This is a genomic window from Dactylococcopsis salina PCC 8305 (genome assembly GCF_000317615.1).
Classification (GTDB): domain Bacteria; phylum Cyanobacteriota; class Cyanobacteriia; order Cyanobacteriales; family Rubidibacteraceae; genus Halothece; species Halothece salina.
Genome location: NC_019780.1, coordinates 2,370,769 through 2,397,500, shown reverse-complemented (window position 1 = coordinate 2,397,500; position 26,732 = coordinate 2,370,769). Strand labels below are relative to the sequence as shown.

Genomic DNA, 26,732 nt, shown 5'->3' with positions numbered 1-26,732 from the left:
CAGCTTCACAAACGCCAAAACCTGATGTAACGCTAATTGTTCGCGCATAGTATTACATTTTTCTATGTCATTTCCGCTTCGGTGTCGATTTTAAACATCACTACAGCTAAGGGGGGTAAACATAAATCTAACGAGTAAGGTTGTTCGTGAAACTTCCATTCTTGAGTCCATTTTCCCCCTAAATTTCCCATATTACTTCCCCCATATTCTCGACTGTCAGAATTGAAAATTTCTCGGTAAAATCCCGCTTTCGGAACACCAACGCGGTAATGACTGTGGGGTTGAGGGGTAAGATTACAGATGATGATTAAAAAGTCGGAAGGGTCTTCTGCGTAGCGAATAAAAGAAACGACGCTATGACGATGATCATTACAGTCAATCCAAGTAAACCCTTCTTCGTTGAAGTCTTGCTGATATAAAGCTGGTTGCTGTTGATAGAGTTGATTTAAGTTTCCCACATAGCCTTTTAAGCGCTGGTGAAACGGATATTCTAATAATTCCCAGTCTAAGGCGGTTTGTTCATTCCATTCTCGCCATTGTCCAAACTCCATGGAAGCGAATAGGGTTTTCTTTCCAGGATGAGTAAACATAAAGGCAAATAAACAGCGCAAATTGGCGAATTTTTGCCATTCATCCCCAGGCATTTTTCCGATGAGATGACTTTTCCCATGCACGACTTCATCATGGGATAAAGCAAGGACATAATTTTCGCTGTGGTGATACCACATACTAAAAGTGAGGTTGTTCTGATGAAACTGACGGAACCAAGGATCCATGCTGAAATAATCCAGCATATCGTGCATCCATCCCATATTCCATTTCAGATTGAATCCTAAGCCTCCTGTGTAGGTGGGCCATGATACCATTGGCCAAGAGGTGGATTCTTCTGCGATCGAGAGAACACCAGGAAAATAACTAAACAGTAAATGATTGGTTTGACGAAGAAATTCCACCGCATCTAGATTTTCTCTTCCGCCATACTCATTCGGTAGCCATTCCCCGTCTTGTCGTTGATAATCGAGATACAACATGGAAGCCACAGCATCCACTCGTAACCCGTCAATATGATATTTATCAAACCAGAACAAAGCGTTAGCAATAAGGAAGTTACGCACCTCTGGACGGGCATAATTAAAAACATACGTTCCCCATTCTTTATGTTCTCCTCGTCTTGAGTCTGGATGTTCATAAAGATGACTGCCATCAAAGTTTCCTAAACCATGAGTATCTTTGGAAAAGTGTCCTGGCACCCAATCGAGAATTACGCCAATATTATTCTGATGACATCGATCGATCAAGTACATTAAATCTTGAGGGGTACCATAACGAGAAGTACAAGCATAATATCCCGTCACTTGATACCCCCAAGACCCATCATAGGGATGTTCTGCTAGGGGTAAAATTTCGATGTGAGTGTAGCCTAATTCTTTGACGTAGGGAATAAGAACGGACGCGAGTTCGTAATAAGTGAGAAATCTCGCATCACTGTTTTCTGCTGACATTGTAACTGGCGAAATTTCTCCTTGTAAGGTCTGGGGAGGTTCTTTCACTGAACCTTGTCGCCATGATCCAAGATGGACTTCGTAAATGGATATGGGTTGTTTTAAGGGGTCGCGATTCCGTCTTTGTTCTAGCCAGTTTTCGTCTCCCCAGTTATACTGGTCTAAGTCAGCAACGATCGAGGCGGTTTGCGGGCGAATTTCTTGCAGAAACCCATAAGGATCAGATTTAGTAAAAGTCTTTCCGTTTTCCCCCGTAATGAGATATTGATAACGGTCTCCTGCTGTTGCTTGTGGAATAAACAATTCCCAAATCCCACTTTCTCTTTTTTGCATCGAGTGCTTTTGTTGTCCCCATTCATTAAAATCACCAATAACAGAAACGGTTTTGGCGTTGGGCGCCCAGGTAGCAAAATAAACCCCTGTTACTCCTTTAACTGTGGTTAAATGCGCCCCCAGTTTTTCATAAATTCGATGATGGTTTCCTTCTGAAAATAAATGTTGATCATATTCTGTGAGAACAGGAGAGGGAAACGCATAAGGATCATAAATGAGTTTTTCTCTTTCTTCTTCTTGGATGCGAAGTTGATAGTTAATCAGTTTTTCGGTTTCGATGATGCACTCAAAAAATTGAGGATGATGATTTGAGTACATAGGATACTCTTCTCTTGCTTCGGGTAAGCGAACCCAAACCGCTTTTGCTTGTGGAAGATAAGCACGAATTACCCACTGAGTTTGATTTTCTTTCCCTTTAATTTGATGCGCCCCCAGAATGCTAAAGGGGTTAGGATGCTGGTTTTCAACAATCTGATCAATTTGTTCTGGGGTCATTTTAGTTAATTGTTATCCTTTTTCTGATTCATCAGTAAAATCCCCCAGAATTGGAGGATTTATATCAGGTTCGCTCAATCTATGATCAAACGTAGGTTGGGTGGAGAGAAGCGAAACCCAACACCAATTAGTCATTAGTCATTAGTCATTAGTCATTGGAAAACAAATAACAAAGGACGAAAGACAAAAATGTAGGTTGGGTGGAGAGAAGCGAAACCCAACACCAATTATAAGCACTTAGCTGAACTTGATATTAGGGAACAAGTTCGTAACTCTTGAACTGTTGGGTTTCATTTTACTTCACCGAACCTACGACTGTTGGGTTTCATTTGATTTCACCCAACCTACGAAGTTTAAAAGGGGGTTAATATCTGTAACATCTGCCGAATTTGTAAGAGAAAGATAACATTTTGCACTTCTGGGCTAAGTTGCGGTGGATATGGGGATTCTGCTAACGCCGCTTGTAGATTAGCAGATTCGGCGGCGGTTAAAGGTTTGCCATCAATGCTCGATCGAGCGTCTAGAATAATTTTAGTTCGTAATACGGCTTCGGGAGTATCTTCTGGTGGAGGAAGTGCCGCCACAGGGGAGGTTATTCCCATTACTGCCAAACTTAATCCTAATCCCCATCCCTTCAGTTTTTGTTCAATGGTGGTCACTGGCTAGAAACTATCAAACTACACTCTCAATGATATCAGTCGTCCGCTTGACTGATAGTTCAAGACTGAACAATACTAGACATTAACTGTAAAAGTAAAGCAGTCAGAGCGTACTTCGGAAAGTACGGTGCTATCCCACAACGCCTTGAGGAAATTCCCCAAAGCTCCTACAAAATCTCTTTTTAGAGAAAATCCACAGTTAGGACAAGTAAACTGTTTTCTTCCGCCTAATTTTTGATGAATATGACCACAGTGAGGACAAGTTTTCGATGTATATTCCTCTGTGTGACGGGTCAGAATCGAGCCATGTTTAGCGCACTGACACTCTAACACCTGAGAAAAACGATACATCGCCCAAGTCAACATACTACGAGCCGTTTTACTCTGAATCTTTCTTTTGGCTTTACATACCATTTGGGAAGATTCATAAGTTGGTAACGCTATCACCCGATAGTTTTTAGCTAACCAACTCGCAGTCTTTCGGTGCATTTCATCAACAAGATTCCGAATTTTTCGTCGTTTCCGTTTCATCTTTTGATTGAGTTGATAACGGAGATGGCGATTTTTATGTCCTTTCAATAAGTCTCGTTGACTTTGCATCTTGTCTAAAGAACGGCACAATCTTACGATGCGATTAATGTCGCCTTCTCCAAACTCGATAAACTGATTACCATCAAATCCTGTTAGGAAAGTTCGTACACCAGGGTCAAACGCAATGAAACTTTCTTTCCCGTTGTCTTCTACTTCTGTATCTTGAGGAAGAGAAAGATAGAAATTACCATTTTTGTAAGTGACTTCTGGCGTGTAGTCTGGGTTAATCACACAAAAGCGTTTTCCGTTATCAGAACATTCAAATGCTCCTAAATCTCCCCAGTATTGGGGAAGCAGTTTCCCTTGTTTTAGGTCAGATGCTAACTTAAATTGAAGAGTTTGAGATTTGTCTCGGATGGAACGAAATCTTGCTATTTTCAATCCAGCTTGGGGATGAGGCTGTTTCTGCTTACCTTTACCCACATATTTGGGATTCTTTTTGGTTTTAGACCATGCGGAATAGGCTTCCATTACCGCTTGATCTAAGATGGCGGCAGGAAGTTCCTTTTTTAACCAGTCGGGTCTAATCTGAGCCTTAAAAAAGGTTTTGAAGGCTTGCTTCCCCGTGCCTCCGATTCCTGTTCGGTCAAAGCCTTGATGTTGATTTAAGTATTCTATAGCCAGATTATAGGCTTTCCGATTCAGTCTGACCCACTTCTTGAGAAGATGGCGTTGTTCTTTGGTTAGTACCATTCGATACTGAGTGCAAGTCTTCACGGATGGGTTTCTTGTACTTTCGGAGTCCGTATAATCGACAACTGAAGACGTGGATGATGGCAAGGATATCTTCGACCATTTCTCGTTCTGGAGAGAGGTGGCTTTGTTGGAGAACCACGAGTTGACAACCTTGTCTTTCGCAGAGCCATTGGATAAGTTCAACGCCGAAACGGGCGAGTCTATCCTTATGACAGACCACAACCATTGAAACATCTCCTGCGAGAACTCGTTCCAATAGGGAACGAAGTTTTTTTCTTTTGAAGTTGAGACCCGACGCGATTTCTTTGACGAGTTCACCGTTGGGGAAACGAGTGAGAAGAAAGTCAGCCTGTCGTTCAAGGTCAGGTTTTTGAGAATAACTGCTAACTCTGGCGTACAGGAGAATTGATTTCTCTGATTTATAAGAGTTAAGGACTGATTCGACGTTATATCGTCTTTGTCCATTGGGGGTTCGGATGGTTTCAATTTTCCCAGCTTCATCCCATCGGAGAAGGGTTCGGAGTGAAACGCCGAGTTGTTCTTGGGCGACTCTGGCTGGTACATACTTTGACATTAAAAAAACAATTTAATTGACTACATCAGAGTCTAGCATAGAAGTGCAGTAACGTCACTTGATGTGCAGTGATTATTATTCTAGCAAACAACTCCTCCCGCTTGCTCGATCGAGACGTGATTTAACATATTCTAACTTGACGATTGCTGCAGAAACGCTGCAATTTTCGTGGCGGCTTCTTCCAACTTGTCTGCATCGCGGACTAATGCCATGCGGACATATCCCTCTCCTGCTTTTCCAAACCCCGAACCTGGGGCAACAGCAACGCCTGTCGCTTCTACTAATTTTATGCCAAACTCCATCGCCCTTCCTTGCCAAGTATCGGGAAGTTTTGCCCATAAATACATGGTGGCGTTCGGTTTCGGAACTTCCCACCCAATACGGTTTAAGGCGTTGACAAAGACATTACGGCGCTGTTCAAAGGTATCTACGGTGTTTTGGATGCTTTCTTGCGGACCGGTTAACGCTGCGATCGCGCCGTTGAGAATGCCCCGATATTGATTGAAATCAACCACAGCTTTCACTTGTCGCAACCCCAAAATTAAGTCTTGATTCCCCACAGCGAAAGCAATCCGAAAGCCCCCCATATTGTAAGATTTAGAAAAGGTGAAAAACTCGATCGAGGCTTCTTTCTGGCGATCGGCTTGTAACACGGAAGGCGCAGGGGGAGCGCCAGAAAACACCATATCCCCATAAGGGAAATCATGCACCAGCGCGATCGAATGGTCTTGACAAAACTGCACGGCTTCCTCAAAAAACGACAAGGGAGCGAGGGCTGTGGTGGGATTATGGGGATAACTCAGCACCATCATTTTCGCTCTTTCTCGCACCTCTGGGGGAATTTCCTCAAAAACGGGTAAAAACTGATTTTCGGCGAGGGTGGGTAGCCAATAAATCTCTCCTCCTGCTAAATGAATCCCCCCTTGATGGGAAGGATAACTGGGGTCTTGTAATAACGCCAAATCCCCAGGATCAAGTAATGCCAAGGGGAGGTGAGCCGTTCCTTCTTGACAACCGATTAGTGTCAACACCTCGGTTTCGGGATTGACACTCACCCCATATTTCCCCTCAAACCAAGTGGCGACCGCTTCTCGAAACGGTTGGGTACTCTGAAACAGCGCGTAACCATGGGTACTGGGATCATAAAGTGAGGTTTCGATCGCCTTCAAAACATGATCCCCTGCAGGTAAATCCGATGAGCCTAACGAGAGATCAATAATCTCCTTTCCCCTTGCTTTTGCTCTTGCTTTTGCCGCATCCATATCAGCAAAAACATTTCCCCGTAACCGTTCCAAGCGTTGAGCAAATTCCATTTTTAACTTACCAATAATTGACCACTTACTGCTTTAAGCATCGATCGAGGCTTTCTTTTAACTTATCTTTAGTGATTGCGCCTTCGTGTGACCATTGCACCGAATCACCTTCAACTAATCTTAAAGCGGGTACGCCCTCCACCTGATAAGTTTTCACCGTTTCTGGGTTCGGATCAACCTCTAACTTTAAAACCTTAATTTCCTCAGCATACTCTTGCGCCACCGCTTCCACCGAAGGAGACACTAAGCGACAGGGGCCACACCAAGAAGCCCAAAAATATAAAAGCACTGGTTGATCCGCTTGAGAAACTTCCTCTTGAACCTGAGCATCAGTCGTTGTAATTAAATTACTCATAAAAAATTTTTCCGTATCTTAAAACACCATTTAACAAAGAACAAAAGAAGAAAGAAAGATAAATCAGTGACCAATTGAGTATCTTAAAAACGTCTGTAACTGGTCACTGCTTCCTCAGCCAAAACTTGAGCAATTAACTATCTAATTGCTTGCGTAACGCCTCTAATTCTGCATCCATTTCACTGTTATCCGCTGCATTTTGAGTTTGGCCACTGCTTTGTTGTTGTTGTTGACCTTCTGGTAATGCTCCTTGACTTTGAGAAGAACCAGACAATTGCGCCTTCATTGCCGCCAACTCATCATCCACATCACTTCCGGATTCTAACTGAGCAAATTGATCCTCAATACCGCCGCCACTGGCTAATTCAGCAGCTGCTTGTCCAGAGGCTTCCATTTCCGTAACCTTTTCTTCCATGCGCTCAAACGCACCCATGGCACTGTTACTATTGAGATTACCCACTTGGTCTTGTAACTGCTGATTTGCCTTGGCAGCTTTCATCCGCGCTCCCAACATTTCTTTCTTGGTTTTCGCTTCTGAAATTTTGCTTTCCAAAGCAATCAGAGACTTTTTCAAGGTATCCACCTGGGATTTTTGTTGATCCACTTGCGGTTTGAGGGCGGCGGCGGCATCTGCTGCAGATTTTTTCCGTTGTAGTGCTTGGCGAGCTAAATCTTCTTGTCCTTTACTTAGAGCCAGTTGAGCGCGTTGTTGCCATTTGTTCGCTTCTGATTCTTGTTCTTCATATTGGCTACGACTGCGACGTTCCGCCGCGATCGCTTTTGCTACCGCTTGGCGCAATTGCACCAAGTCTTCGTTCATATCGACCAGCGCCTGTTCTAACATTTTCTCAGGGTCTTCGGCTTTACTGACCATGTCGTTAACATTGGCGCGTACAACTCGGCTGATGCGATCAAATAATCCCATAATACGATCCGTCCTTTTGGCAAATTACGACTTTTGATGTTGATAGCAGTTTGGCGAAAATGATTGTTGCGCTGACATCTGATCACGGGAGGATAAGATGTTGACGCAATTAAAATAATAATCTGTCATTTCTACTATTCCCATGTTAAGACACTGATCTGGTATCTAGAAAACCAAAAACTTTTCCTCTAAATTAGTGACCAGTGACCAGTGACCAGTGATCAGTGACCAGTGACCAGTGACCAGTGACCAGTGACCAGTGACCAGTGACCAGTGACCAGTGACCAGTAATCAGTGACCAGTGACCAGTGATCAGTGACCAGTGACCAGTGACCAGTGAACAAATAACAAATAACGAATAACGGTCTTTACCGACCAATGGACTTTTTCAGCAAACCCTACTTACTAATTAAGTTTGAGAATTACTGGTAACTGGTAACTGCTTAACTGGTCACTGATTACGCTGATTCGGGTTTCGGTAAAGAAGAAGGATGGAGCAACAATTCAGAAGTGGAGCGTTTTTCCACCATATCCTTCGTGATTTGACAGCGACGAATATCTTTACGGGAGGGAAGATCATACATCACATCGAGCATGATTTCCTCAATAATTCCTCTTAAGGCTCTTGCTCCAGTTTTGCGGCGATTCGCTTCTTGGGCGATCGCGCGGAGGGCTTCCGTGGTAAATTCTAACTGAATACTGTCCATCCCCAACAATTTCTGATATTGCTTGACTAAAGCATTACGAGGCTGAGTCAAAATGGAAATTAGAGCCTCCTCGTCTAACGGTTCAATCACCGCAGAAACTGGAATCCGTCCCACAAACTCTGGAATCATGCCAAACTTAATAAAATCATCGGGTTGGAGATGTTTTAAAACATTAGCGGTTCGTTTTTCTCTAGTGAGGGTTTCTCCTTCTTCACCATTAATAAACCCGATCGATTTGCGTCCCATGCGCTGTTCTACCACTTTATCCAAACCGACAAACGCACCGCCACAAATAAACAAGATATTCCCCGTATCAATTTGGATACAATCTTGATAGGGATGCTTCCGTCCGCCTTGGGGCGGCACATTTGCCACTGTTCCCTCTAACATTTTCAGCAGTGCTTGTTGTACCCCTTCCCCTGATACATCACGAGTAATGGAAGTATTCTCACTTTTGCGAGCGACCTTATCAATCTCATCAATATAGATAATTCCCCGTTGCGCCTGTTCAACATCAGAATCCGCCACTTGTAACAAACGCAACAAGATATTTTCCACATCTTCTCCCACATACCCTGCTTCTGTGAGGGTGGTTGCATCAGCCACCGCAAAAGGCACTTCTAGCATTTCCGCCAGGGTTTGAGCGAGGAGGGTTTTTCCGCAACCAGTGGGACCAATTAAGAGAATATTCGATTTATGAAGTTGAACCGCAGAATCACTGGGATTTTCCCCTTGTTCCTCTAGCACACTGAGCCGTTTATAGTGGTTATACACCGCCACCGATAAAACCTTTTTCGCTTCCTCTTGACCAATCACATAGTCATCAAGATGACTTTTAATGTCTTTTGGTTTGGGGATTTGATTAAAGGATAGCTTCCGTGACCCCGAATATTTCCCTGGTTCGTCTTCTGCGGAAACCTTCTCGCGACGGGAGGAAGGTTCAATTAATTCATCATCTAAAATTTCGTTACAAAGTTCTACACATTCATCACATATATAGACTCCTGGACCGGCGATTAGTTTGCGAACTTGCTCTTGAGATTTACCACAGAAGGAGCATTTTAAGTGGGAGTCGAATTTTGGCATAGTCGTTACCTGCGTTTGAGTCGTTTAAGTTATCCCTGATTGACGAGGGCTGTTTTCGCGGTGATCATTTCGTCGATTAAACCGTAGTCTTTCGCTTCCGTTGCGGACATATAAAAGTCACGCTCGGTGTCTTCGGTAATCCGTTCTAATGGTTGTTTGGTGTGGTGAGCGAGGAGTTCATTGAGCGTGTTTTTAATGTAAAGAATTTCCCGCGCTTGAATTTCAATATCGGCGGCTTGTCCTTGCGCTCCCCCTAGAGGTTGGTGGATCATAATGCGGGAGTTGGGAAGGGACATCCGTTTTCCTTCTGCGCCACCAGCGAGAAGAAATGCTCCCATACTGGCAGCAATTCCGTAACAAATCGTTGCCACATCGGGTTGGATTTGTTGCATGGTGTCATAAATTGCCATTCCCGCGTAAACTGACCCCCCAGGGGAATTGATATAGAGTTGAATATCTTTCTCTGGGTCTTCTGCTTCTAAAAATAGCATTTGAGCGGCGATGGAATCAGCGATTTGATCATCAACCTGTTGTCCTAAAAAGACAATGCGCTCGCGAAGGAGACGGGAATAGAGGTCAAAGGCTCTTTCCCCCATTCCCGATTGTTCCACGACCATGGGAACAACCGCATTGCGGAGTTGAGATGTAGCGCGACTAGAAAAGGGCATTTGGGAGTAAATCATAGATCAATCAATCTTTAATTGCTTTGCTGTCCTTATTATGACTTATTCTGCTGGCTCACTTTCTTCGCTTGTTTCTGCTTCGGTTTCTTCGGAGTCAGTTTTTAATGTTCCTTCTGGTACTAATTCTACGGTTGCTTGTTCTCTTAACCAAGCGAGGGTTTTTTCTTGACGGAGGTCTTCCTCGACATATTCTTGGAGACGTTCTTCGTCATATTCCTGTTGTTTTTCTTCTAGCTGTTTTCTGACTTCTTCTGCTTTGTTTTTGATTTCTTCTTCCGTGGGATTTAATTCTGCTTCTTGTTTTGAAATTTCTTGTAATGCTAGATTTTGTTGGAGACGAGCAACAGCATCAGGACGTGATCTTTCTTTCATCCCTTCCACCATTTCTTTCGTCAGAAATTGATTGACATCAACTCCCATCTGTGAGATTTGCATGACGCTTTGTTTGAGGATTAACTGGATTTCCTCATCAATCATGGTTTCGGGAAGTTCAATTTCTGATTGTTCGACTAAGGCTTGCACGATCGCCTGTTCCATATTCGTTTTGGTTTGGGCTTCGGCTTCCTCTTCATACTGTTTTCTCAAGGCTTCGCGCCATTCTTCTAGGGTGGAATGTTCTCCCACGTCTTCGGCGAAATCATCGTCTAATTCGGGTAATTCTTTCGCTTTTAAGTCTTTGAGGGTAACGGTAAATTTGGCGGTTTTCTCTGATAAATCCTCTCTGGCGTATCCTTCGGGAAAGGTGACGCTGATTTCTTTGGTTTCTCCGAGGTTCATCCCGACGATTCCTTCTACCATCCCTTCGATGAATTTTCCTTCTGCGAGTTCCAGTTCAAAGTCTTCTGCTTGTGCGCCTTCGATCAGTTCGTCTGATTCGGCTAAACGTCCTTCGTAGTCAATGACGGTGGTATCTCCCATCGCAGCGGGACGATCTTCGACGGGAACGAGGGTGGCTTCTTGTTCTCGTTTTTCCTGTAGATAGTTTTCTACTTGTTCGGGATCGGCTTTGACTTCTTCGGCTTGAACTTGTAGGTTTTTGTAGTCTCCGAGTTTGACTTCGGGAGGAACATCAAGGGAAACGCTAAATTTGAAGGGTTCGCCTGGTTTGTAGTTTTGGGCGAGTTGTTCGTATTCGGAACGAAGTTGATAGTTTCCTAGCGCTTCGATGTTTTCCTGTTCGATCGCTTCTTCGACGGAGGGCTGTAATAATTCTTCGATCGCGGCGGCTTTGAGACGATCTTTCCCGAAGCGCTGAACTAACACTTGGCGCGGCACTTTTCCTTTGCGAAACCCTGGAATGTTCGCGGATTGCGTTAAATCTTTTACAACTTTTTCGTAGGCTTTTTTGGTTTGTTCGCCACCAATTTCGATTTCTAATGCGAGTTGACTAGCTGGTAGTTTTTCTTGGGTTACTTTCATCTATAGATTCTCTAAACGGTAATATAAAATAACTAAGGTTTGCTTTTATCCCCCCTAGCCCCCCTTTGAAAGGGGGGAAGTTTGATGGTAATTCCCTTTGTAAGAGGGAAGTTTGATGGTAATTCCCTTTGTAAGAGGGAAGTTTGATGGTAATTCCCTTTGTAAGAGGGAAGTTTGATGGTAATTCCCTTTGTAAGAGGGAAGTTTGATGGTAATTCCCTTTGTAAGAGGGAAGTTTGATGGTAATTGATCATCCGTGAGATAATATCCCGATCGAGCGAGAAAATATCACCCGTGATCTGATTCAGATTCAAGCCTAACGTCCAGATGGACATTGTAGCATTGCCAAAGACGGTGTACATTGGTTATTAGTTATTTCATATTCCTATTTATTATTTTTTTCGATTTGAGTGGGGATCAAGTCAAACTTGTCCGAATTGTGGTGTTCATGTGAAAAAAGACTTGAGTGTCAGAGTGCATAATTGTCCTGAATGCAGCTATCAAGCAGATCGGGATGTGGCAGCGGCTCAAGTCTTAAAAAATCGAGGAATCGAAAAAATTAGTACCGCAGGGCTTGTGGGAAAGGAAACGGCTTAGGCAATCGGGCTGTCGGGGATGGAGTTCACTCCATCTAGATAAGTGGTGAAAGCCCAGAAATGGGAGTAACTAGGAAGCCCTCGACATAATCGGTAACTGAGCGCGGTCGTTGTTTTGATTTGTCGAGGGAGGATGTCACAAATTCTCAGTTAAACAAACGATCGATAAAGGAGGACAAACATTTGTCAGCAGGAATCAATGTCGCTATTTTAGGCGCGACTGGCGCTGTGGGAACGGAGATTATCCAACTGTTGGAAGAACGGAATTTCCCCATTGCTAAACTTAAATTATTGGCTTCGCCTCGATCGAGCGGTCAAGAAATTTCCTTTCGCGGCGAAACGCTCACAGTAGAGGAAGTAACCGCAGATTCGTTTAAAGATGTGGATTTAGTTCTCGCGTCTGCAGGCGGTTCAACCAGTAAAACTTGGGCGCAAACGATCGTTGATGCGGGTGCGGTAATGGTGGATAATTCCAGCGCCTTTCGCATGGAGGACAATGTTCCTCTGATTGTGCCAGAAGTTAACCCCGAAGCGGCTTCCCAGCATCAAGGGATTATTGCTAATCCCAATTGTACAACGATTTTAATGGGGCTGGCTGTATTCCCCTTACATCAAGTGCAGTCGCTACAAAGATTGATTGTCGCCACCTATCAATCCGCTTCTGGCGCTGGTGCGAAAGCGATGGCAGAATTGAAAACTCAAGCCCAAGCGATTCTAAATGATGAAACGCCCACCGCCACTGCTTTTCCCTATCCCCTAGCGTTTAATGTTTTCCCTCACAATTCCCCCTTAAACGAACAGGGATATTGCCAAGAAGAAATGAAAATGGTAAAAGAGACTCGGAAGATTTTTGGCGATTCCCAGTTACGAATTAGCGCCACTTGTGTTCGCGTTCCCGTGTTGCGAGCGCATTCCGAAGCGATTAACCTAGAATTTGCCGAACCTTTTGCGGTGGGAAAAGCCAAAGCGATTTTAGCTGAAGCTCCAGGGGTAGAATTAAGAGAAGATTGGGAGAATAATTATTTTCCGATGCCGAACGAAGCAACGGGAAAAGATGCGGTATTTGTGGGACGGATTCGCCAGGACATTTCTCATCCCTGTGGGTTAGAGTTGTGGTTAAGTGGCGATCAAATTCGCAAAGGAGCGGCGTTAAATGCGGTACAAATTGCTGAGTTATTAGTGAAAGAAAATTTATTGAAGACTACAGCATCCGCCGTGTCAGTTTAAGGAAGCAAGAAGAGAAAAAAAAACAACAACAATGACAAGTGTGGACTTTGGACAGGTGCTAACAGCAATGGTAACTCCTTTGACAGCAGAAGGAGCGGTGAATTATCCCGTTGTGGAACAGTTAGCGGATTATTTAGTCAGTCATGGCACAGAAACGTTAGTGGTTTGTGGAACAACTGGCGAGTCTCCTACGCTCACTTGGGAAGAAGAATACGAGTTATTTCAAGTGGTACAGAAAGCGGTGGGGAATCGAGGAAAGGTAATGGCGGGAACGGGTTCTAATTCCACCCATGAGGCGATCGAAGCGACGAAAAAAGCGGCAAAATTGGGGGTAGAGGGAACGTTGCAAGTCGTTCCCTATTACAGCAAACCGCCACAGGAAGGACTCTATCAACACTTTAGCGCGATCGCGCAATCTAGCCCCGATTTACCGATGATGCTCTATAATATCCCTGGTCGCACAGGACGGAATTTAGAGCCGACAACCGTCGCCAAATTAGCTAAACTAGAGAATATCGTAGCGATTAAAGAAGCCAGTGGTGATTTAGACCAAGTTTCCACAATTCGCGCTTCTACTCCTCCTGAATTTGGGATTTATTCGGGAGATGATTCTCTGACGTTACCCCTACTCGCGGTAGGAGGAACAGGTGTCGTCAGTGTGGCAAGTCATCTGGTGGGGTTACAATTGCAACAGATGATTACTGAGTTTAAAAGTGGTAAATTGGCAGTAGCCCAAGAGATTCATCTCAAATTGTTTCCGTTATTTCGGGCGTTATTTTTATCTACGAATCCAATTCCCGTCAAAACAGCATTGAGATTACAAGGGTGGGATGTCGGTGCGCTACGATCGCCGTTATCGGAATTACCACCAGAATTAGAAACCCAATTAAAGGACGTATTAACCAAGCTATCGTTACTTTAATCCCTGCGCCTCGATCGCGTTATTAAGTGTTTATTCATCCTTCAACTGTAGTGAAAAGGATCATTACAGTTACTGCTACATCATCAAACCAAAAGTTAAAGACGTTTCATTAACAATGTCTCAACCAATCAAAAATCAAAACAAACCAATCATCAAAAAGAAACAACCCATGAGTAACAATGAATCACAATCTAACTTGAGAATTATTCCTCTCGGTGGATTGCACGAAATCGGAAAAAATACCTGCATCATTGAATATGAAGAGGAAATGATCCTATTGGATGCGGGAATCGGTTTTCCTGATGAGGGAATGCACGGAATTAATGTGGTTTTACCCGACATGACTTATTTACGGGAAAACCAGCACAAAATTAAAGGAATGATTGTCACTCATGGCCATGAAGACCATATTGGTGGCATTGTTTATCATCTTAAACAGTTTGAGATTCCAGTGATTTATGGCCCCCGTCTGGCTTTGGCGTTATTGCAAAATAAGCTAGAAGAAGCGGGAATCGCGGATCAAACCATCTTAAAACCCGTGCTTCCCCGTGAAACCGTTAAACTCGGTAGTGCGTTTTCGGTGGAGTTTATTCGCAACACCCATTCCATCGCGGATAGTTGCTGTGTGGCGATGACAACTCCTCTCGGTGTGGTCATTCATACAGGAGATTTCAAGGTGGATCATACGCCAGTGGATGGGGAACATTTTGATTTCCATCGTCTCGCCGAATATGGGGAGAAAGGGGTGTTATGTTTATTGAGTGATTCTACCAACGCAGAAAGCCCTGGACACACGCCTTCTGAGGAGTCAGTCCGACCAAATCTCGATCGCGTTTTTGCCGAAGCGGAGGGGCGCTTATTCCTCACTACGTTTGCGTCTTCTGTACATCGGGTGAGCATTATTCTAGATTTAGCACAAAAACATAACCGTGTCGTGGGAGTTGTGGGTCGATCGATGCTGAATGTCATCGCTCATGCTCGTAATTTAGGATATATCAAATGTCCCGATGATTTGTTTGTCCCCTTAAAAGAATTAAATAAAATTCCCGATGAACGAGTGGTGATTCTGACGACTGGTTCTCAAGGGGAAACCATGGCGGCGTTGACCAGGATTTCTAAAGGAGAACACCGTCAGGTGAGAATTAAACCCAATGATACCGTTGTGTTTTCCGCGAATCCCATTCCTGGCAATACGATCGCAGTGGTTAACACGATCGATCGACTGATGATGATCGGCGCAAAAGTGATTTACGGTCGCCAGTTAGGGATTCATGTGTCGGGACACGGTTCACAGGAAGATCACAAGTTAATGTTAGCGTTAACGAAACCGAAATTCTTTGTTCCGTTTCACGGCGAACATCGGATGTTGGTGAAACACGCAGGAATGGCGCATCAGATGGGGATTCCCAAAGAAAACATGGTCATTATTAACAATGGTGATGTGGTAGAACTGTCGCGCGATCGGATTCAGGTAACCGATCAGGTTCAATCAGGAATTGAATTAGTCGATCATTCGGGTATTGTTCACAAAGATATTATGAGTGAACGTCAGCAACTGGCTTTAGATGGTTTAATTACCGTTGCGGTTGCTGTGGGGTCAAATGGTGAAGTTTTAGCGCAGCCAGAAGTTAATCTTCGTGGTGTCGTCAGTCCCCTCGCGCCAGCAAAAATTACCGATTTGATTGTCCGTAGTGTGGAACAAACCATTGAGAAATATTGGGGAAATTTAGCCACCAATGGTAACGGGAAACCCATTGACACTGATATCGACTGGACAGGATTAAAAGTTGAGATTGAAACAGGTTTGAAGCGAATGTTGCGACGGGAGTTGAAAAGTCAACCCACAACCGTCTGTTTGTTACAAACCCCAAGAGGGAAGCAAGTAAAAGCGAAAAGCAATGGTAAACTTCCGCAACCCGTGAAGAGTAACTCTAGCGACAACAATGGTAATGGTAATGGTAATGGCGTTGAGGTGAAACAAGATTTTCGCGGTCGTCGTCGTCGTCGTCGATCGGCTTCGGTTTCCTCTTAAGGTTGTATCTATTACACCTTTAGACATATTTTGTCAAACAATTTGCAAAAAAATGTTGCGAAATGTGAAATAGTTGTTACATTGTGAATAACAGCTATAAGAAAGGGGTAAAAAAATGACATCTGGATTATTTCCGCAGCCAGCATCTTTTAAGGAGAAATCTCGCGTTTATGATCTCAAAAGCCGCCTTGATTGGGGTGAACCTGCTCTCACCATCGTTGATGTGCGCGATCGAGCAACCTTTAATCAAGGTCACATCATGGGCGCGATTTCCATCCCAGCAGAAGACCTAGTGGGACGTGCGGAAGCGAGTCTAGAGCGCGATCGCGACATTTATGTCTATTCTGACACAGACGAAGAAACCGCAGCGGCAGCCACTCGTTTAAGAGAAGCAGGTTTCAACCGCATCGCAGAAGTAACTGGTGGACTCGGTGCGTGGAGAGCGGCAGAATATCCTGTAGAAGCGATTTCCACTGTCGCTTAAGGCAAGTTGCCTTAGGCAAAAGGCAAGTTGCCTTAGGCAAGTTGCCTTAGGCAAAAGGCAAAAGGCAAAAGGCAAGAGGCAAAAGGCAAAAGGCAAAAGGCAAAAGGCAAAAGGCAAGAGGCAAGAGGGTTAATTGATCGGTAGGAATTTAGGGTTTTGACGATTGAATAATCAATGAGCTTGCATTTTAACTCATATCTTAATCGCCTCAAATCCTTATTTGGCAAACCTTTCAGCTTCCCAACAGCAAACCCTATTTAAACCGATAAAATAAACTGTGAATTGAGGGGCGAATCAGGTTCGCCCTTATTTTGTGTGGAAGATAATCAAAATAATCATTTATGCTGCTACATTTACAAACTTGGCAAGAAGTCGAAGAATACTTAGAACAGAATCAAGGAATCATCATTCCCATTGGTTCAACAGAACAACATGGGCCAACGGGACTCATTGGAACTGATGCCATTTGTGCGGAAGTGATTGCGAAAGGCGTAGGAGAAGCCACAGGTGCGTTAGTTGCGCCAACGGTAAACATTGGCATGGCGTTACATCATTTAGCGTTCCCTGGTAGCATTAGCTTACAACCGACAACTCTGATTCAAGTCACCCAAGATACTGTTAGCAGTTTAGCGGCTGCAGGATTTCAGCGTTTCTTTTTTATTAATGGTCATGGTGGGAATATTGCAACATTGAAAGCCGCTTTTTCCCAAACTTATGCACATTTAGCAAACTTAAAATTACCGCACGCGGATCAGGTGCGTTGTAATGTTGCTAACTGGTTCATGTGTCGAGAAGTTTATCAGTTAGCGAAAGAATTATATGGAGAGGAAGAAGGTTCTCATGCGACACCAAGCGAGGTGGCGGTGACTCAGTTTGTGTATCCAGAGGCGATTAAATCGGCGTTTTTAGACAAAGAAGTGGCTTCAGGACATCCCATTTACAGCGCCGAAGATTTCCGCCGTCATTATCCTGATGGGAGAATGGGGTCAAATCCAGGATTGGCAACTCCTGAACATGGAAAGCAGTTATATCAGGTGGCGGTGAAGGCGTTAAGTGAGCAATATTTGAAGTTTCTCGATCGTTAATATAGGGAAACACACAGAAAGTTAAAACTTGAATAAAGTCTGTTATACTTAAACAAACACACAGATTTAACCAGTATATGTCTAATCTAGTTACGGTTTCTGAAGCAGCAGAACTCTTAGGTGTTTCCACAAGAACCATTCGCAGGTGGGAATCGGAAGGACGGATCAAAGCAGTCCGTACTGAAGGAAACCATCGTCGGTTCGAGGTGTCGGAACTCTTGGGTAAAAACAAAGATGCTTCTTTAACTGTTGCTTACGCCCGTGTTAGCAGTAATGACCAAAAAGAAGACCTGAAGAGACAAGAAATTGTTTTAGAGTCTTTCTGTTCTAAAAATGGCTGGTCTTACGAGTTAATATCTGACTTAGGTTCTGGGATTAATTATCGCAAGAAAGGATTAATCAGATTAATTAAGTTAATCTGTTCCTATCAAGTAGAACGATTAGTATTAACTCACAAAGACAGGTTATTAAGACTAGGTGGTGATTTAATTTTTACCCTTTGTGAAATTTTTGGAACGGAAGTTGTTATTATTAACCGCAGCGAAGACTCAACCTTTGAAGAGGAGCTAACTAAAGATGTTCTAGAAATTATAACCGTATTTTCAGCTAGATTATACGGTTCGAGAAGTGATAAAAATAAACAAATTGTCCAAGAGTTAAAAGAGGTAGCTAAAGACTTAAAATGATCATCTCGTTTAAGACTGAATTAGACCTTAATAATCAACAAAAAACTCTTTGTGCTAAACACGCAGGAGTTGCTCGTCATGCTTATAACTGGGGATTGTCGTTAACTAAGTTCATTCTTGACTATAACAAAGCAAATCCTGATGACAAACTTAAGTTTCCTTCAGCAATTGAACTTCACAAGTTATTAGTCGCTCTATGTAAACCCAAAAATCTTTGGTATTACGAAGTCTCTAAATCCGCTCCTCAATTTGCTTGTTTGCATCTCAGAGAAGCATGGAAACGATGTTTTAGTGGTGTTTCAAAACCTCCGAGGTTTAAGAAAAAAGGTAGGAATGACAGTTTTACTTTAGATGGAAGCATCAAGATTGATCATTTTCATGTCAAACTTCCCAAAATTGGTTGGGTAAGAACTTTTGAGAGACTTCCTCAAGGTATTAACCCAAAAACAATTACGATTTCTCGCACAGCAGATAGATGGTTTGTCTCTTTTAAAATTGAAGTTGAGGTTAAAAATACACCAAAAGCTCACGAGATTGTCGGGGTTGATCTTGGTGTCAAAACTTTAGCAACACTATCTACTGGTGAGGGATTTGAAGGTGCTAAGTCTTATCGGAAGTTTGAAGCAAAACTCTCTCGTCTTCAATACTTAAATCGCCATAAGGAACGAGGTTCTAAAAATTGGAAGAAAGCTCAGATTAAGATGGCTAGACTTCATCGAAAGATAGCCAACATTCGTAAAGACGTACTTCATAAGTTGACGACTTATCGCGACTCAAGAACCACAGCAAGATTGTTATTGAAGACTTAAACGTCAAAGGAATGTTAGCTAACCACAAACTGGCTAAAGCGATCGCAGATATGGGCTTCTATGAGTTCCGTCGTCAGCTAGAGTATAAGTGTCAACTTTTTGGTTCTCAATTAATCATTGTTGACAGATGGTTTCCCTCTTCTAAAACTTGTTCTAACTGTGGGACAGTAAAAGAAAAACTATCCTTGTCAGAAAGAACTTTTCAGTGTGAAAGCTGTGGTTTTAGTTGTGACCGAGACCTAAATGCAAGTATTAATTTGTCTTTTGCGGGCAGTTCGCTCGTATAAATAGAAGAAGCCTGTGGACTAGATAACGCCGACGTTACTAGGAAAAGCCCCTTGTGGGAAAGAAGCAGGAAGTTAACGTCAAGTTTAGCCTATTTGGTTAAATTTGTGTAAGTTTATCAGAACGGGAAATTGAGTGATAGAGGAAAACAGTTTGATCATTCGTGAAGCCCGTCGTGAGGATGTTTCTGCAATCATGGCTTTAATTGAGGCTTTAGCGGCTTATGAAAAGCTATCCAATGCGGTAACAGGGAATGCAGAAGCATTAGAAAGACATTTATTTGGCGACACCCCTTTCGCAGAAGTCGTCGTTGCGGAATGGGAAGGAAAAATTATTGGGTTTGCCCTGTTTTTTACCAATTATTCAACGTTTCTCACTCAACCTGGAATTTATTTGGAAGATTTGTTTGTCTTATCCGACTACCGAGGAAAGGGAGTTGGTCACGCTTTGTTAAGTTATGTGGCAAAAATTGCCGTCGCCAGAGAAGCAGGACGCTTGGAATGGAGCGTATTAGACTGGAATCAGAGCGCGATCGGGTTCTATGAGAAAATAGGAGCAGATGTCTTGCCAGATTGGCGCATTTGTCGTGTTACAGGTGGCGCGATCGCGCAATTAGCTGCAAAAGGAGAAAAAAAATGACAATTTGGATTAATGAACAACTCGATCCATCAGGCTTACTTTACGCTTGTATTGCGTCCTGTAACAAGCAAGCCGCAGAAGACTGTCATCAATCGTTTTTACAGAATCTGACAGAAACCCAAAAAGCAGAAGGTTGGGTGGCTCGTTTGCGGACAGTTGATTCTTGGGAAGAAGTACCAGTTAATGCCCTTAAACTCAACTAATATAGCGCTACGCGCGCTAGGCAAGAGGCAAGTTGCCTTAGTCAGGTATAGGTGAGTTTCAATATTTTGGAATGTCTTAACCTGATTTTGTAGTGCTATATCATTATTTCCTCCCTTTCAAAGTGTTGTGTGCTTGGAATCGGACAAGTGCGGTTATCTACAGAAACTCAACTAACAAAAATTTCCCCCCTTTCAAAGGGGGGGTAGGGGGGATAATTCCTTTTTTCAAAGGGGGGTAGGAGGGATAATTCCTTTTTTCAAAGGGGGGTAGGGGGATAATTCCTTTGGGGATGAACTACCGTGGTTTTCCGTTTCCATTGTCCCTTCCCACCTGTAGAGTAGAAATCGCCTCAGACAACGTTGACGGTGTAACTGAGTCAGTGTTATTGACTTGTGTTTGATCATCCTTTTTCGGTGGTAAACTCACAGAAACTGCGGGAGAAGTGGGGCTAACAATACCAGCAGAAATTAAGACTTTGAACGCATCTTCCACAGAAATTTGTAAATTAATCACTTCCTCTTCTGGAACCATCGCATACCATCCCGTTGTCGGGTTAGGAGTCGTGGGAATAAACAAACTCAACATGGGTTTAGATAAATGAGACTGAAATTGAGAACTGACCATTCCCGTCACAAACGCAAGCGTCCATAAACCAGGACGAGGATACTCTACCATCACCACTCGTCGAAACTTACTTTTTGAGTCTTGTAGGAGGGTTTCTAGAATTTGTTTCAGGGTTTTATAGACTGAACCAGCCAAGGGAATCGCTTGTAAGACTTGTTCTCCCACATCCAGTAACCAGCGCCCCGCGATATTTCGCGCCATTAAGCCGATAAATAAGATAAATAATAAGGGAACGGCTAAACCGACGGTAAGATTAAGGAAATTGGTTAAAATCGGATGTAACCCTTCAAACGGGTTAAGCTGTTTCGGAATGCGGGTGAGAAAGTTAATCACCCAACTGGCGATGGTAAGGGTTAGCCAAATCGTGGTCGCCAATGGAATTACCACTAACAACCCCGCGATTAAATCATTTTTTAGGTTTTGCTTGAGACGTTCGATCACAGAAGTTTAATTCTCCTTACCGTTGCTATGAGAAACGGTGGGTTTCTTTTGACCAGATTTGTAAAGAAATATTGCGCTTATTGATATTATGTCACTTTTAAGTGAATTTTGGCTCGATCGGCTGACCAAAAATTTAAAACAGTTAGAATCCATCGTAACATTTTATTGTTATCGAAAATACGGAGTCACGCCAAATGCCAACCGAGATTTTGTCAGATCGAACCACGCTGGTTAACCGCGCTGTAGAATTAATTGTCGAAAGAATCGAGAGGGCGATCGAGCAACAGGGAAAATGTACGATCGCCCTTGCGGGTGGAGGAACACCGAAACCGATTTACGAACAACTTGCCCAAAAAAACCTAGCTTGGGAAAAACTGCATATTTTCTGGGGAGATGAGCGGTATGTGCCAGCAAATGATCCCGACAGCAACCAAAAAATGGCGCGAGAAGCCTGGTTAAATCAAATTTCGATTCCCGAAGCAAATATTCATCCCATGCCCACCACAGGGGAAAATCCCGAAGCAGATGCCAAGCAACATGAAGCCGCAATCAGAGCCTTTTTCCAGTGTGGGGAAGGAGAAATTCCGAGCTTAGATATTATTTTATTGGGAATGGGAGATGATGGACATACCGCCTCACTATTTCCCCAAACTAAAGCCCTAACCGTGCGCGATCGACTGATTACCGTTGGCAATAAAGGAGACAGTCAACGCCTAACCTTTACCGTGCCTTTCCTCAATCAAGGAAAGTGTGTGATGTTTTTAGTCACAGGAGCGAATAAACGCCCCGCACTGGCTCAAATCTTTTCCTCAGAAGCAGATTCCCAGCAATATCCCGCGCGAATGATTCAACCGCAAGGAGAATTGTGGTGGTTATTCGATCAAGAAGCTGGCGCAGAACTTTGAATTTAAACCAATTTCAATAAAATAATGAACGAATGCCAAAGTGAGGATCAAAGAACAATGAACGAAACCAATAACGAAATCCCAGAAGAAGTCAACGCTCCCGATTTACTACATATTCGCTCCCGGTGAACCGATCGAGCTTCCAGACAATCAACCCGCAATCATGTTGGGAAAACCCAATAGCAATCAGCCCCCTGGCGTAGCTTTATCCCAGCTTCAGGATGCGGAAATTGTTTCCCGTCAACACGCAATGATTCACATTGACACCGAAAAATACTACATTGAAGACTTAGGAAGTTCCAATGGCACTTATGTGAACAACGCATCAGTTGCCAAAGGAGAACGCCGCGAAATCAATTCCGATGATGTCATCGCACTAGGAAAAGAAGATAAAGTAACATTTATTTTTAAATTACCCTAGTGAAGATATTTCGAGAGTTTAGTCAAAGTGACGAGAAGCCTCGATCGGAGTACGATATTGTTTTAGAGGAAAAATAAAAAGAGAAAATGTCAGCAACTATTCAATTTTCACGAGGCATTGACGAAGAAACGATTCCAGATGTCCGCTTAACCCGTTCTAAAGATGGTAGCAGTGGAACAGCCACCTTTCGTTTTGAAAACCCGAAAGTCTTAAATGCAGAAAGTAACCAAGAAGTGACGGGAATGTATTTAATTGATGAGGAAGGAATCATCTCCACTCAAGACGTAAAAGGTAAATTCGTCAATGGACAACCGACAGCTTTAGAAGCGGTGCATTATATGCAATCAGAAGAAGAATGGGATCGTTTCATGCGCTTTATGGAACGATACGCAGAAGAACATGGTTTAGAGTTTAGCAAATCTTAACTTAATCATTCCTAGATAAAAAGTAGGTTGGGTAGAGACGTTCCATACTTCGACAAGCTCAGTAACAGGAACGTCTCCACGCGAAACCCAACATAAATTAGACAAAAAAGTAGGTTGGGTGGAGCTAGAGCGAAACCCAAATCAGTGATCAGTGACCAATGTAGAGACGTTCCATGGAACGTCTCCACGCGGGAACGTCTCCACGCGAAACCCAACATAAATTATAAGCAAGGGCTAATAATCGATCATTGACTATTGCTAAATTAGGCTTGAGAACTATTGGTAACTGATGAGTGTAAGGGCGATCGCGCGATCGCCTCTGAGAAAAGTAGCCAGTTTTAAAAATGACACAAGCCTTAGTTATCGAATGAGATTTATCGGTTACAATCAAAGTTTGGAAACTTGATTTTATCTTAAAACTGCTGAAGGTTAAAACCGATGTCTAACGCGCTGATTTCTAATGCTGAATCATCCCCGCTACGAGAGCTTAAAAAATCCCTAAAACAAGCGGATCAACAAGCCAAATTTCTGCATTTGCAAGCGGAAATTGAGTTACTTTGGCAACAGGTGCAACGATCGCAAAACAGTAATGATCAGAATTAATCTCGATCGAGAGAGAGAGAGTTAAATTTTTCTGTGAATTTATAGCAAAAAATCAGCCCCAGTGAATGGGCAATTTCTCAGTCAGTGAGTTAGTTTAAGAGATGTAACGAGTTACTTTCATGTCGCAAACCAACGCCGTTGATGTTCTCATTCTTACTAACGGACCAGGGGAACTTTCAACTTGGGTTCGCCCAGTGGTGGCGGCTTTAAAGTCTCAATGGTCTTCAAAACTAGGAATTAGAGTTTCTGTGATTCTATCTCCTTGTCCTCACGCTACAGGGCGAGAGGTAGAGGTAGCAAGAGCCATTCCAGGTGTTAATCGCGTCCAAAGCGCAAAGGCGTTTTTTCCTTTTCTTTTGTGGGGGAAAACCGCCGACAACTGGAACTGGTTTGAGCGAGGAATCGTCCTCTTTTTAGGTGGAGACCAATTTTTCCCAGTAGTCATCGGCAAACGACTGGGATACCCCATTGTCATTTATGCAGAGTGGGAAACACGCTGGCATTCCTGGGTGGATCACTTTGTAGTAATGAACGCCGACTTAACCCTAAAAGCTCCTCAAACTCATCGCCACAAATTTACTACCGTCGGTGACATCATGGCAGATTCACAAATTGCTCTCAATACTCAACCCCTTGGACTAACTCTCGATCCTGGAACAGAATTAATTGGAATTTTACCCGGTTCCAAACGTGCGAAACTGATGCAGGGTGTGCCGTTGACGATCGCGATCGCGCAACGTCTGCGGGAAAAACGCCCCAATACTCAGTTTATCATTCCAGTTGCTCCCACTCTCGATTTAGAAACCCTAGCCCGTTATGCTGATCCGAAACACAATCCAATTGTAAAAAAACTGGGGGGAGTCGGTGCGAAACTGGTTTTACCGTCACTTCCCGATGAGTTACCTTATCTCGAAACCGAGGAAGGATTAAAACTCCTGCTTTGGACGCAATTTCCCGCTTACGACGTGCTTTCCCAATGTACCCTTTGTTTAACCACAGTGGGGGCAAATACCGCAGAATTAGGGGCGTTGGCAATTCCGATGATTGTCCTACTTCCCACCTATCAACTGGACGCGATGCGAGCTTGGGATGGGATTCCTGGTGCTTTAGCGAACTTACCAATTTTAGGAGGAAGTTTTGCGAGGGTGATCAATTGGCTCGTGTTGCGAAAAAAACGGCTGTTTGCTTGGCCCAATATTTGGGCAAAAGAGGAGGTTGTCCCCGAATTAGTGGGAAATTTAGAGCCAGAAGCGGTGGCAAAACTGGCTTTAGAATGGTTGGAATATCCCGATCAACGACTCGCGATTCGATCGCGCTTACAAGCGATTCGAGGCACACCCGGCGCCTCGAAGAAAATTGCATCAGTGTTATTGGAACAGTTGCAACAAAGCAATGGTTAGGGCTTGCTGAAAAAGTCCATTGGTTGGTTTAGTAAGGCAAGAGGCTTGCATGCAAGAGGCTTGCATGCAAGAGGCAAGAGGCAAAAGGCTTGCATGCAAGAGGCTTGCATGCAAGAGGCAAGGTGCGTGACGATTGAACAATCAATGAACTTGCATTTTTACCTGAACTTAATCGCCTCAAATCCTTATTTGGTAAAACTTTCAGTTTTATTCAGCAAGCAATGGTTAGTTTTGAGCGACTAGGGTTTGTTTGGTCAACAATTTCACAGCCTCTTGATATTGTTGATCATCCCCCGTTCCCATCTCAGAAAAAGGCAGCAGAGACTGAGAAACTTTATAATCGGGTTCAATCCCTGCTTTGTTAATATCCCGATGATTGGGGGTTTCGTATTTGGCTACGGTGACGGCGATTCCTGAATCATCAGGTAAGTCAAATAACGACTGAATTAACCCTTTCCCAAAGGTAGTTTCGCCGACAATTGTCGCGCGATCGTTGTCCTGTAATGCTCCAGCGAGAATTTCACTGGCGCTGGCACTTCCTTGATTAACAAGAACAATTAAGGGAGCATCCGTCACCGCTTCATCGGTAGCGCCGTAACTGCCGATCATCCCTTGACGATTAACTGTGTAAACCACTGTTCCCGAATTGAGCCACAACCGAGCGGTTTCAATTCCAGCTTGTAATAAACCCCCTGGATTGTTGCGTAAGTCAAGGATAAAGCCTTTTGCGCCTTGGTCTTCCAAATTGGCTATAGAATGGGCGATTTCTTTAGTCGCATTGGCACTAAATTGAGCTAAACGAAGATAACCAATGGGGGTTTCGCCACTGTTGTCATCAAGACGAGCATAAACTGGATTCAGAGAAATGCGATCGCGCACAATTTCCACGTCACGGATATTGGTATTTTTCCCTGATCCTGATTGAACGGTAAGAGTGACAGGTGTTCCCACTTGACCGCGCATTTTGGCAGCGGCTTCATCAAGGGAAAGGGTTTTAGTCTTTACGCCATCAATGGCTAAAACCCGATCGCGCGGTTTAATCCCTGCTTTTTCGGCGGGAGAATTATCAATGGGAGTGACCACTTCTAATTGTTTGGTTTGGGAGTTAATATCAATTTGTAGCCCCACTCCAGACAGTTCCCCGGCGGTATTGACTTGTAAACTGCGATACTGTTCTGGTCGCAATAAGCGGGTGAAGGGATCATCTAAAGTGGCTAACATTTCCTCGATCGCGTCATAAGTGGCGCTACGATCAGAGAAACCTCGATCGAGAAAGCGTTGGCGAACAAACCACCAATTTTGATCATTAAATGAATCATCCACATAAGCCTGATTAACGATGCGCCAAGCCTGGAGAAATATCTTTTCTTCTTCGTTATAGTAAGCAGTGGCGTTCGTCGTCCAACTCAGCCAAGCGATACTAACGAGAACGATGGTGGTAAATAGTTTTTGCCAAAAAGTGGATTTGATCATGTGCGAAATTAGAAGATGGACTGGCTTTTTTTTCGGACTTTCCCTGCTCGATCGAGCGCATCAAAGCGCGTAAAAAAGGGGAAAACCTATGACAACTAATTATAGTAATGATTTTTCCCACTGTTTCCCCAAG

The 26,732-nt window shown here is 43.6% G+C and carries 28 protein-coding genes and 2 pseudogenes; 16 read left to right on the top strand and 14 right to left on the bottom strand.

All coding sequences use genetic code 11. The features are described 5' to 3' along the window. Positions 1-62 precede the first annotated feature (62 nt). From glgB to tig, 11 genes are all read right to left on the bottom strand, one after another. Positions 63-2,330 carry a 1,4-alpha-glucan branching protein GlgB gene (gene glgB / locus DACSA_RS11730; RefSeq protein ID WP_015229961.1) on the bottom strand — a complete coding sequence of 756 codons (2,268 nt, stop codon included), beginning with the start codon at positions 2,328-2,330 and terminating at the stop codon, positions 63-65. Positions 2,331-2,683: 353 nt separating this feature from the next. Then, a complete protein-coding gene (locus tag DACSA_RS11725; protein ID WP_015229960.1) occupies positions 2,684-2,989 on the bottom strand; it encodes a hypothetical protein in 306 nt (101 codons plus the stop codon). Positions 2,990-3,064: 75 nt separating this feature from the next. Next, positions 3,065-4,273, bottom strand: coding sequence for an RNA-guided endonuclease InsQ/TnpB family protein (locus tag DACSA_RS11720; RefSeq protein ID WP_015229959.1), 1,209 nt, complete (start codon positions 4,271-4,273; stop codon positions 3,065-3,067). Then, positions 4,206-4,850: an IS607 family transposase gene (locus DACSA_RS11715; RefSeq protein ID WP_015229958.1), complete on the bottom strand. Its 645-nt coding sequence runs from the start codon at positions 4,848-4,850 to the stop codon at positions 4,206-4,208. Before DACSA_RS11715 ends, DACSA_RS11720 begins: the two co-directional genes overlap by 68 nt. 131 nt (positions 4,851-4,981) lie before the next feature. Further along, the gene (locus DACSA_RS11710) at positions 4,982-6,163 is read right to left on the bottom strand and encodes an LL-diaminopimelate aminotransferase (protein ID WP_015229957.1); all 1,182 of its coding nucleotides are present in this window, start codon (positions 6,161-6,163) and stop codon (positions 4,982-4,984) included. Between the two features lie 25 nt (positions 6,164-6,188). Then, complete coding sequence (locus tag DACSA_RS11705; protein ID WP_015229956.1) at positions 6,189-6,518, bottom strand: thioredoxin family protein; 330 nt, start codon at positions 6,516-6,518, stop codon at positions 6,189-6,191. A gap of 133 nt (positions 6,519-6,651) precedes the next feature. After that, entirely contained in the window at positions 6,652-7,443 is a 792-nt protein-coding gene (locus DACSA_RS11700) for a PspA/IM30 family protein (protein WP_015229955.1), read from the bottom strand. Positions 7,444-7,636: 193 nt separating this feature from the next. Next, the gene (locus tag DACSA_RS21610; RefSeq protein ID WP_198007562.1) at positions 7,637-7,822 is read right to left on the bottom strand and encodes a hypothetical protein; all 186 of its coding nucleotides are present in this window, start codon (positions 7,820-7,822) and stop codon (positions 7,637-7,639) included. A 79-nt stretch (positions 7,823-7,901) separates the two neighbouring features. Further along, entirely contained in the window at positions 7,902-9,236 is a 1,335-nt protein-coding gene (clpX, locus tag DACSA_RS11695) for an ATP-dependent protease ATP-binding subunit ClpX (RefSeq protein WP_015229954.1), read from the bottom strand. Between the two features lie 29 nt (positions 9,237-9,265). Next, the gene (gene clpP / locus DACSA_RS11690; RefSeq protein ID WP_015229953.1) at positions 9,266-9,919 is read right to left on the bottom strand and encodes an ATP-dependent Clp endopeptidase proteolytic subunit ClpP; all 654 of its coding nucleotides are present in this window, start codon (positions 9,917-9,919) and stop codon (positions 9,266-9,268) included. Between the two features lie 42 nt (positions 9,920-9,961). After that, entirely contained in the window at positions 9,962-11,338 is a 1,377-nt protein-coding gene (gene tig, locus DACSA_RS11685) for a trigger factor (RefSeq protein WP_015229952.1), read from the bottom strand. Between the two features lie 414 nt (positions 11,339-11,752). Here tig and DACSA_RS19820 point away from each other — a divergent pair. From DACSA_RS19820 to DACSA_RS11635, 10 genes and pseudogenes are all read left to right on the top strand, one after another. Further along, positions 11,753-11,935: pseudogene (locus tag DACSA_RS19820) on the top strand (zinc ribbon domain-containing protein); the annotation flags it as partial. A 182-nt stretch (positions 11,936-12,117) separates the two neighbouring features. Continuing rightward, positions 12,118-13,161: an aspartate-semialdehyde dehydrogenase gene (locus DACSA_RS11675; protein ID WP_015229950.1), complete on the top strand. Its 1,044-nt coding sequence runs from the start codon at positions 12,118-12,120 to the stop codon at positions 13,159-13,161. A gap of 31 nt (positions 13,162-13,192) precedes the next feature. Further along, on the top strand, positions 13,193-14,083 hold the full coding sequence (gene dapA / locus DACSA_RS11670) for a 4-hydroxy-tetrahydrodipicolinate synthase (protein ID WP_015229949.1): 891 nt from the start codon (positions 13,193-13,195) through the stop codon (positions 14,081-14,083). Between the two features lie 169 nt (positions 14,084-14,252). Further along, positions 14,253-16,115, top strand: a complete 1,863-nt coding sequence (locus DACSA_RS11665; protein ID WP_041235847.1) for a ribonuclease J — start codon at positions 14,253-14,255, stop codon at positions 16,113-16,115. Between the two features lie 115 nt (positions 16,116-16,230). Further along, positions 16,231-16,599, top strand: a complete 369-nt coding sequence (locus DACSA_RS11660; protein WP_015229947.1) for a rhodanese-like domain-containing protein — start codon at positions 16,231-16,233, stop codon at positions 16,597-16,599. A 341-nt stretch (positions 16,600-16,940) separates the two neighbouring features. Next, the gene (locus tag DACSA_RS11655) at positions 16,941-17,684 is read left to right on the top strand and encodes a creatininase family protein (protein WP_015229946.1); all 744 of its coding nucleotides are present in this window, start codon (positions 16,941-16,943) and stop codon (positions 17,682-17,684) included. Between the two features lie 77 nt (positions 17,685-17,761). Next, a complete protein-coding gene (locus tag DACSA_RS11650) occupies positions 17,762-18,370 on the top strand; it encodes an IS607 family transposase (RefSeq protein ID WP_015229945.1) in 609 nt (202 codons plus the stop codon). Then, positions 18,367-19,466, top strand: a pseudogene (locus DACSA_RS11645) (RNA-guided endonuclease InsQ/TnpB family protein). Before DACSA_RS11650 ends, DACSA_RS11645 begins: the two are co-directional and overlap by 4 nt. A 193-nt stretch (positions 19,467-19,659) precedes the next feature. Then, entirely contained in the window at positions 19,660-20,103 is a 444-nt protein-coding gene (locus DACSA_RS11640; protein WP_051017376.1) for a GNAT family N-acetyltransferase, read from the top strand. Next, on the top strand, positions 20,100-20,306 hold the full coding sequence (locus DACSA_RS11635; protein ID WP_015229943.1) for a hypothetical protein: 207 nt from the start codon (positions 20,100-20,102) through the stop codon (positions 20,304-20,306). The genes DACSA_RS11640 and DACSA_RS11635 overlap by 4 nt, the downstream gene beginning before the upstream one ends. Positions 20,307-20,601: 295 nt before the next feature. Here the strand turns inward: DACSA_RS11635 and DACSA_RS11630 are convergent, their stop codons facing one another. After that, positions 20,602-21,372: a DUF502 domain-containing protein gene (locus DACSA_RS11630; protein ID WP_015229942.1), complete on the bottom strand. Its 771-nt coding sequence runs from the start codon at positions 21,370-21,372 to the stop codon at positions 20,602-20,604. A gap of 194 nt (positions 21,373-21,566) precedes the next feature. On the opposite strand from DACSA_RS11630, the gene pgl reads away from it, so the two are divergent. The 3 genes from pgl (at position 21,567) to psb28 (ending at position 23,123) form a co-directional block, all read left to right on the top strand. Next, on the top strand, positions 21,567-22,277 hold the full coding sequence (gene pgl / locus DACSA_RS11625) for a 6-phosphogluconolactonase (RefSeq protein ID WP_015229941.1): 711 nt from the start codon (positions 21,567-21,569) through the stop codon (positions 22,275-22,277). Positions 22,278-22,440: 163 nt separating this feature from the next. After that, positions 22,441-22,698, top strand: a complete 258-nt coding sequence (locus DACSA_RS11620) for an FHA domain-containing protein (protein ID WP_051017309.1) — start codon at positions 22,441-22,443, stop codon at positions 22,696-22,698. Positions 22,699-22,784: 86 nt separating this feature from the next. Continuing rightward, positions 22,785-23,123: a photosystem II reaction center protein Psb28 gene (psb28, locus tag DACSA_RS11615; protein ID WP_015229939.1), complete on the top strand. Its 339-nt coding sequence runs from the start codon at positions 22,785-22,787 to the stop codon at positions 23,121-23,123. 148 nt (positions 23,124-23,271) lie between these two features. Here psb28 and DACSA_RS20705 read toward each other — a convergent pair whose 3' ends face one another. After that, entirely contained in the window at positions 23,272-23,514 is a 243-nt protein-coding gene (locus DACSA_RS20705; protein WP_156800772.1) for a hypothetical protein, read from the bottom strand. A gap of 47 nt (positions 23,515-23,561) precedes the next feature. Between DACSA_RS20705 and DACSA_RS21605 the strand changes: the two genes are divergently transcribed. From DACSA_RS21605 to DACSA_RS20700, 3 genes are all read left to right on the top strand, one after another. Further along, on the top strand, positions 23,562-23,726 hold the full coding sequence (locus DACSA_RS21605) for a hypothetical protein (protein WP_015229938.1): 165 nt from the start codon (positions 23,562-23,564) through the stop codon (positions 23,724-23,726). Between the two features lie 119 nt (positions 23,727-23,845). Beyond that, positions 23,846-25,126: a glycosyltransferase family protein gene (locus tag DACSA_RS11610; RefSeq protein WP_015229937.1), complete on the top strand. Its 1,281-nt coding sequence runs from the start codon at positions 23,846-23,848 to the stop codon at positions 25,124-25,126. 3 nt (positions 25,127-25,129) lie between these two features. Further along, on the top strand, positions 25,130-25,369 hold the full coding sequence (locus DACSA_RS20700) for a hypothetical protein (protein WP_156800771.1): 240 nt from the start codon (positions 25,130-25,132) through the stop codon (positions 25,367-25,369). Here the strand turns inward: DACSA_RS20700 and ctpA are convergent. Beyond that, a complete protein-coding gene (ctpA, locus tag DACSA_RS11605) occupies positions 25,352-26,599 on the bottom strand; it encodes a carboxyl-terminal processing protease CtpA (RefSeq protein ID WP_015229936.1) in 1,248 nt (415 codons plus the stop codon). The two genes, DACSA_RS20700 and ctpA, sit on opposite strands and share 18 nt — an antisense overlap. Positions 26,600-26,732: the final 133 nt, after the last annotated feature.

Coding starts and splice junctions, on each gene's coding strand:
- glgB (WP_015229961.1), bottom strand. CDS start 2,330: ATGACCCCAGAACAAATTGATCAGATTGTTGAAAACCAGCATCCTAAC.
- DACSA_RS11720 (WP_015229959.1), bottom strand. CDS start 4,273: ATGGTACTAACCAAAGAACAACGCCATCTTCTCAAGAAGTGGGTCAGA.
- DACSA_RS11715 (WP_015229958.1), bottom strand. CDS start 4,850: ATGTCAAAGTATGTACCAGCCAGAGTCGCCCAAGAACAACTCGGCGTT.
- DACSA_RS11710 (WP_015229957.1), bottom strand. CDS start 6,163: ATGGAATTTGCTCAACGCTTGGAACGGTTACGGGGAAATGTTTTTGCT.
- DACSA_RS11705 (WP_015229956.1), bottom strand. CDS start 6,518: ATGAGTAATTTAATTACAACGACTGATGCTCAGGTTCAAGAGGAAGTT.
- DACSA_RS11700 (WP_015229955.1), bottom strand. CDS start 7,443: ATGGGATTATTTGATCGCATCAGCCGAGTTGTACGCGCCAATGTTAAC.
- clpX (WP_015229954.1), bottom strand. CDS start 9,236: ATGCCAAAATTCGACTCCCACTTAAAATGCTCCTTCTGTGGTAAATCT.
- clpP (WP_015229953.1), bottom strand. CDS start 9,919: ATGATTTACTCCCAAATGCCCTTTTCTAGTCGCGCTACATCTCAACTC.
- tig (WP_015229952.1), bottom strand. CDS start 11,338: ATGAAAGTAACCCAAGAAAAACTACCAGCTAGTCAACTCGCATTAGAA.
- dapA (WP_015229949.1), top strand. CDS start 13,193: ATGACAAGTGTGGACTTTGGACAGGTGCTAACAGCAATGGTAACTCCT.
- DACSA_RS11665 (WP_041235847.1), top strand. CDS start 14,253: ATGAGTAACAATGAATCACAATCTAACTTGAGAATTATTCCTCTCGGT.
- DACSA_RS11660 (WP_015229947.1), top strand. CDS start 16,231: ATGACATCTGGATTATTTCCGCAGCCAGCATCTTTTAAGGAGAAATCT.
- DACSA_RS11655 (WP_015229946.1), top strand. CDS start 16,941: ATGCTGCTACATTTACAAACTTGGCAAGAAGTCGAAGAATACTTAGAA.
- DACSA_RS11650 (WP_015229945.1), top strand. CDS start 17,762: ATGTCTAATCTAGTTACGGTTTCTGAAGCAGCAGAACTCTTAGGTGTT.
- DACSA_RS11640 (WP_051017376.1), top strand. CDS start 19,660: ATGGCTTTAATTGAGGCTTTAGCGGCTTATGAAAAGCTATCCAATGCG.
- DACSA_RS11635 (WP_015229943.1), top strand. CDS start 20,100: ATGACAATTTGGATTAATGAACAACTCGATCCATCAGGCTTACTTTAC.
- pgl (WP_015229941.1), top strand. CDS start 21,567: ATGCCAACCGAGATTTTGTCAGATCGAACCACGCTGGTTAACCGCGCT.
- DACSA_RS11620 (WP_051017309.1), top strand. CDS start 22,441: ATGTTGGGAAAACCCAATAGCAATCAGCCCCCTGGCGTAGCTTTATCC.
- psb28 (WP_015229939.1), top strand. CDS start 22,785: ATGTCAGCAACTATTCAATTTTCACGAGGCATTGACGAAGAAACGATT.
- DACSA_RS21605 (WP_015229938.1), top strand. CDS start 23,562: ATGTCTAACGCGCTGATTTCTAATGCTGAATCATCCCCGCTACGAGAG.
- DACSA_RS11610 (WP_015229937.1), top strand. CDS start 23,846: ATGTCGCAAACCAACGCCGTTGATGTTCTCATTCTTACTAACGGACCA.
- ctpA (WP_015229936.1), bottom strand. CDS start 26,599: ATGATCAAATCCACTTTTTGGCAAAAACTATTTACCACCATCGTTCTC.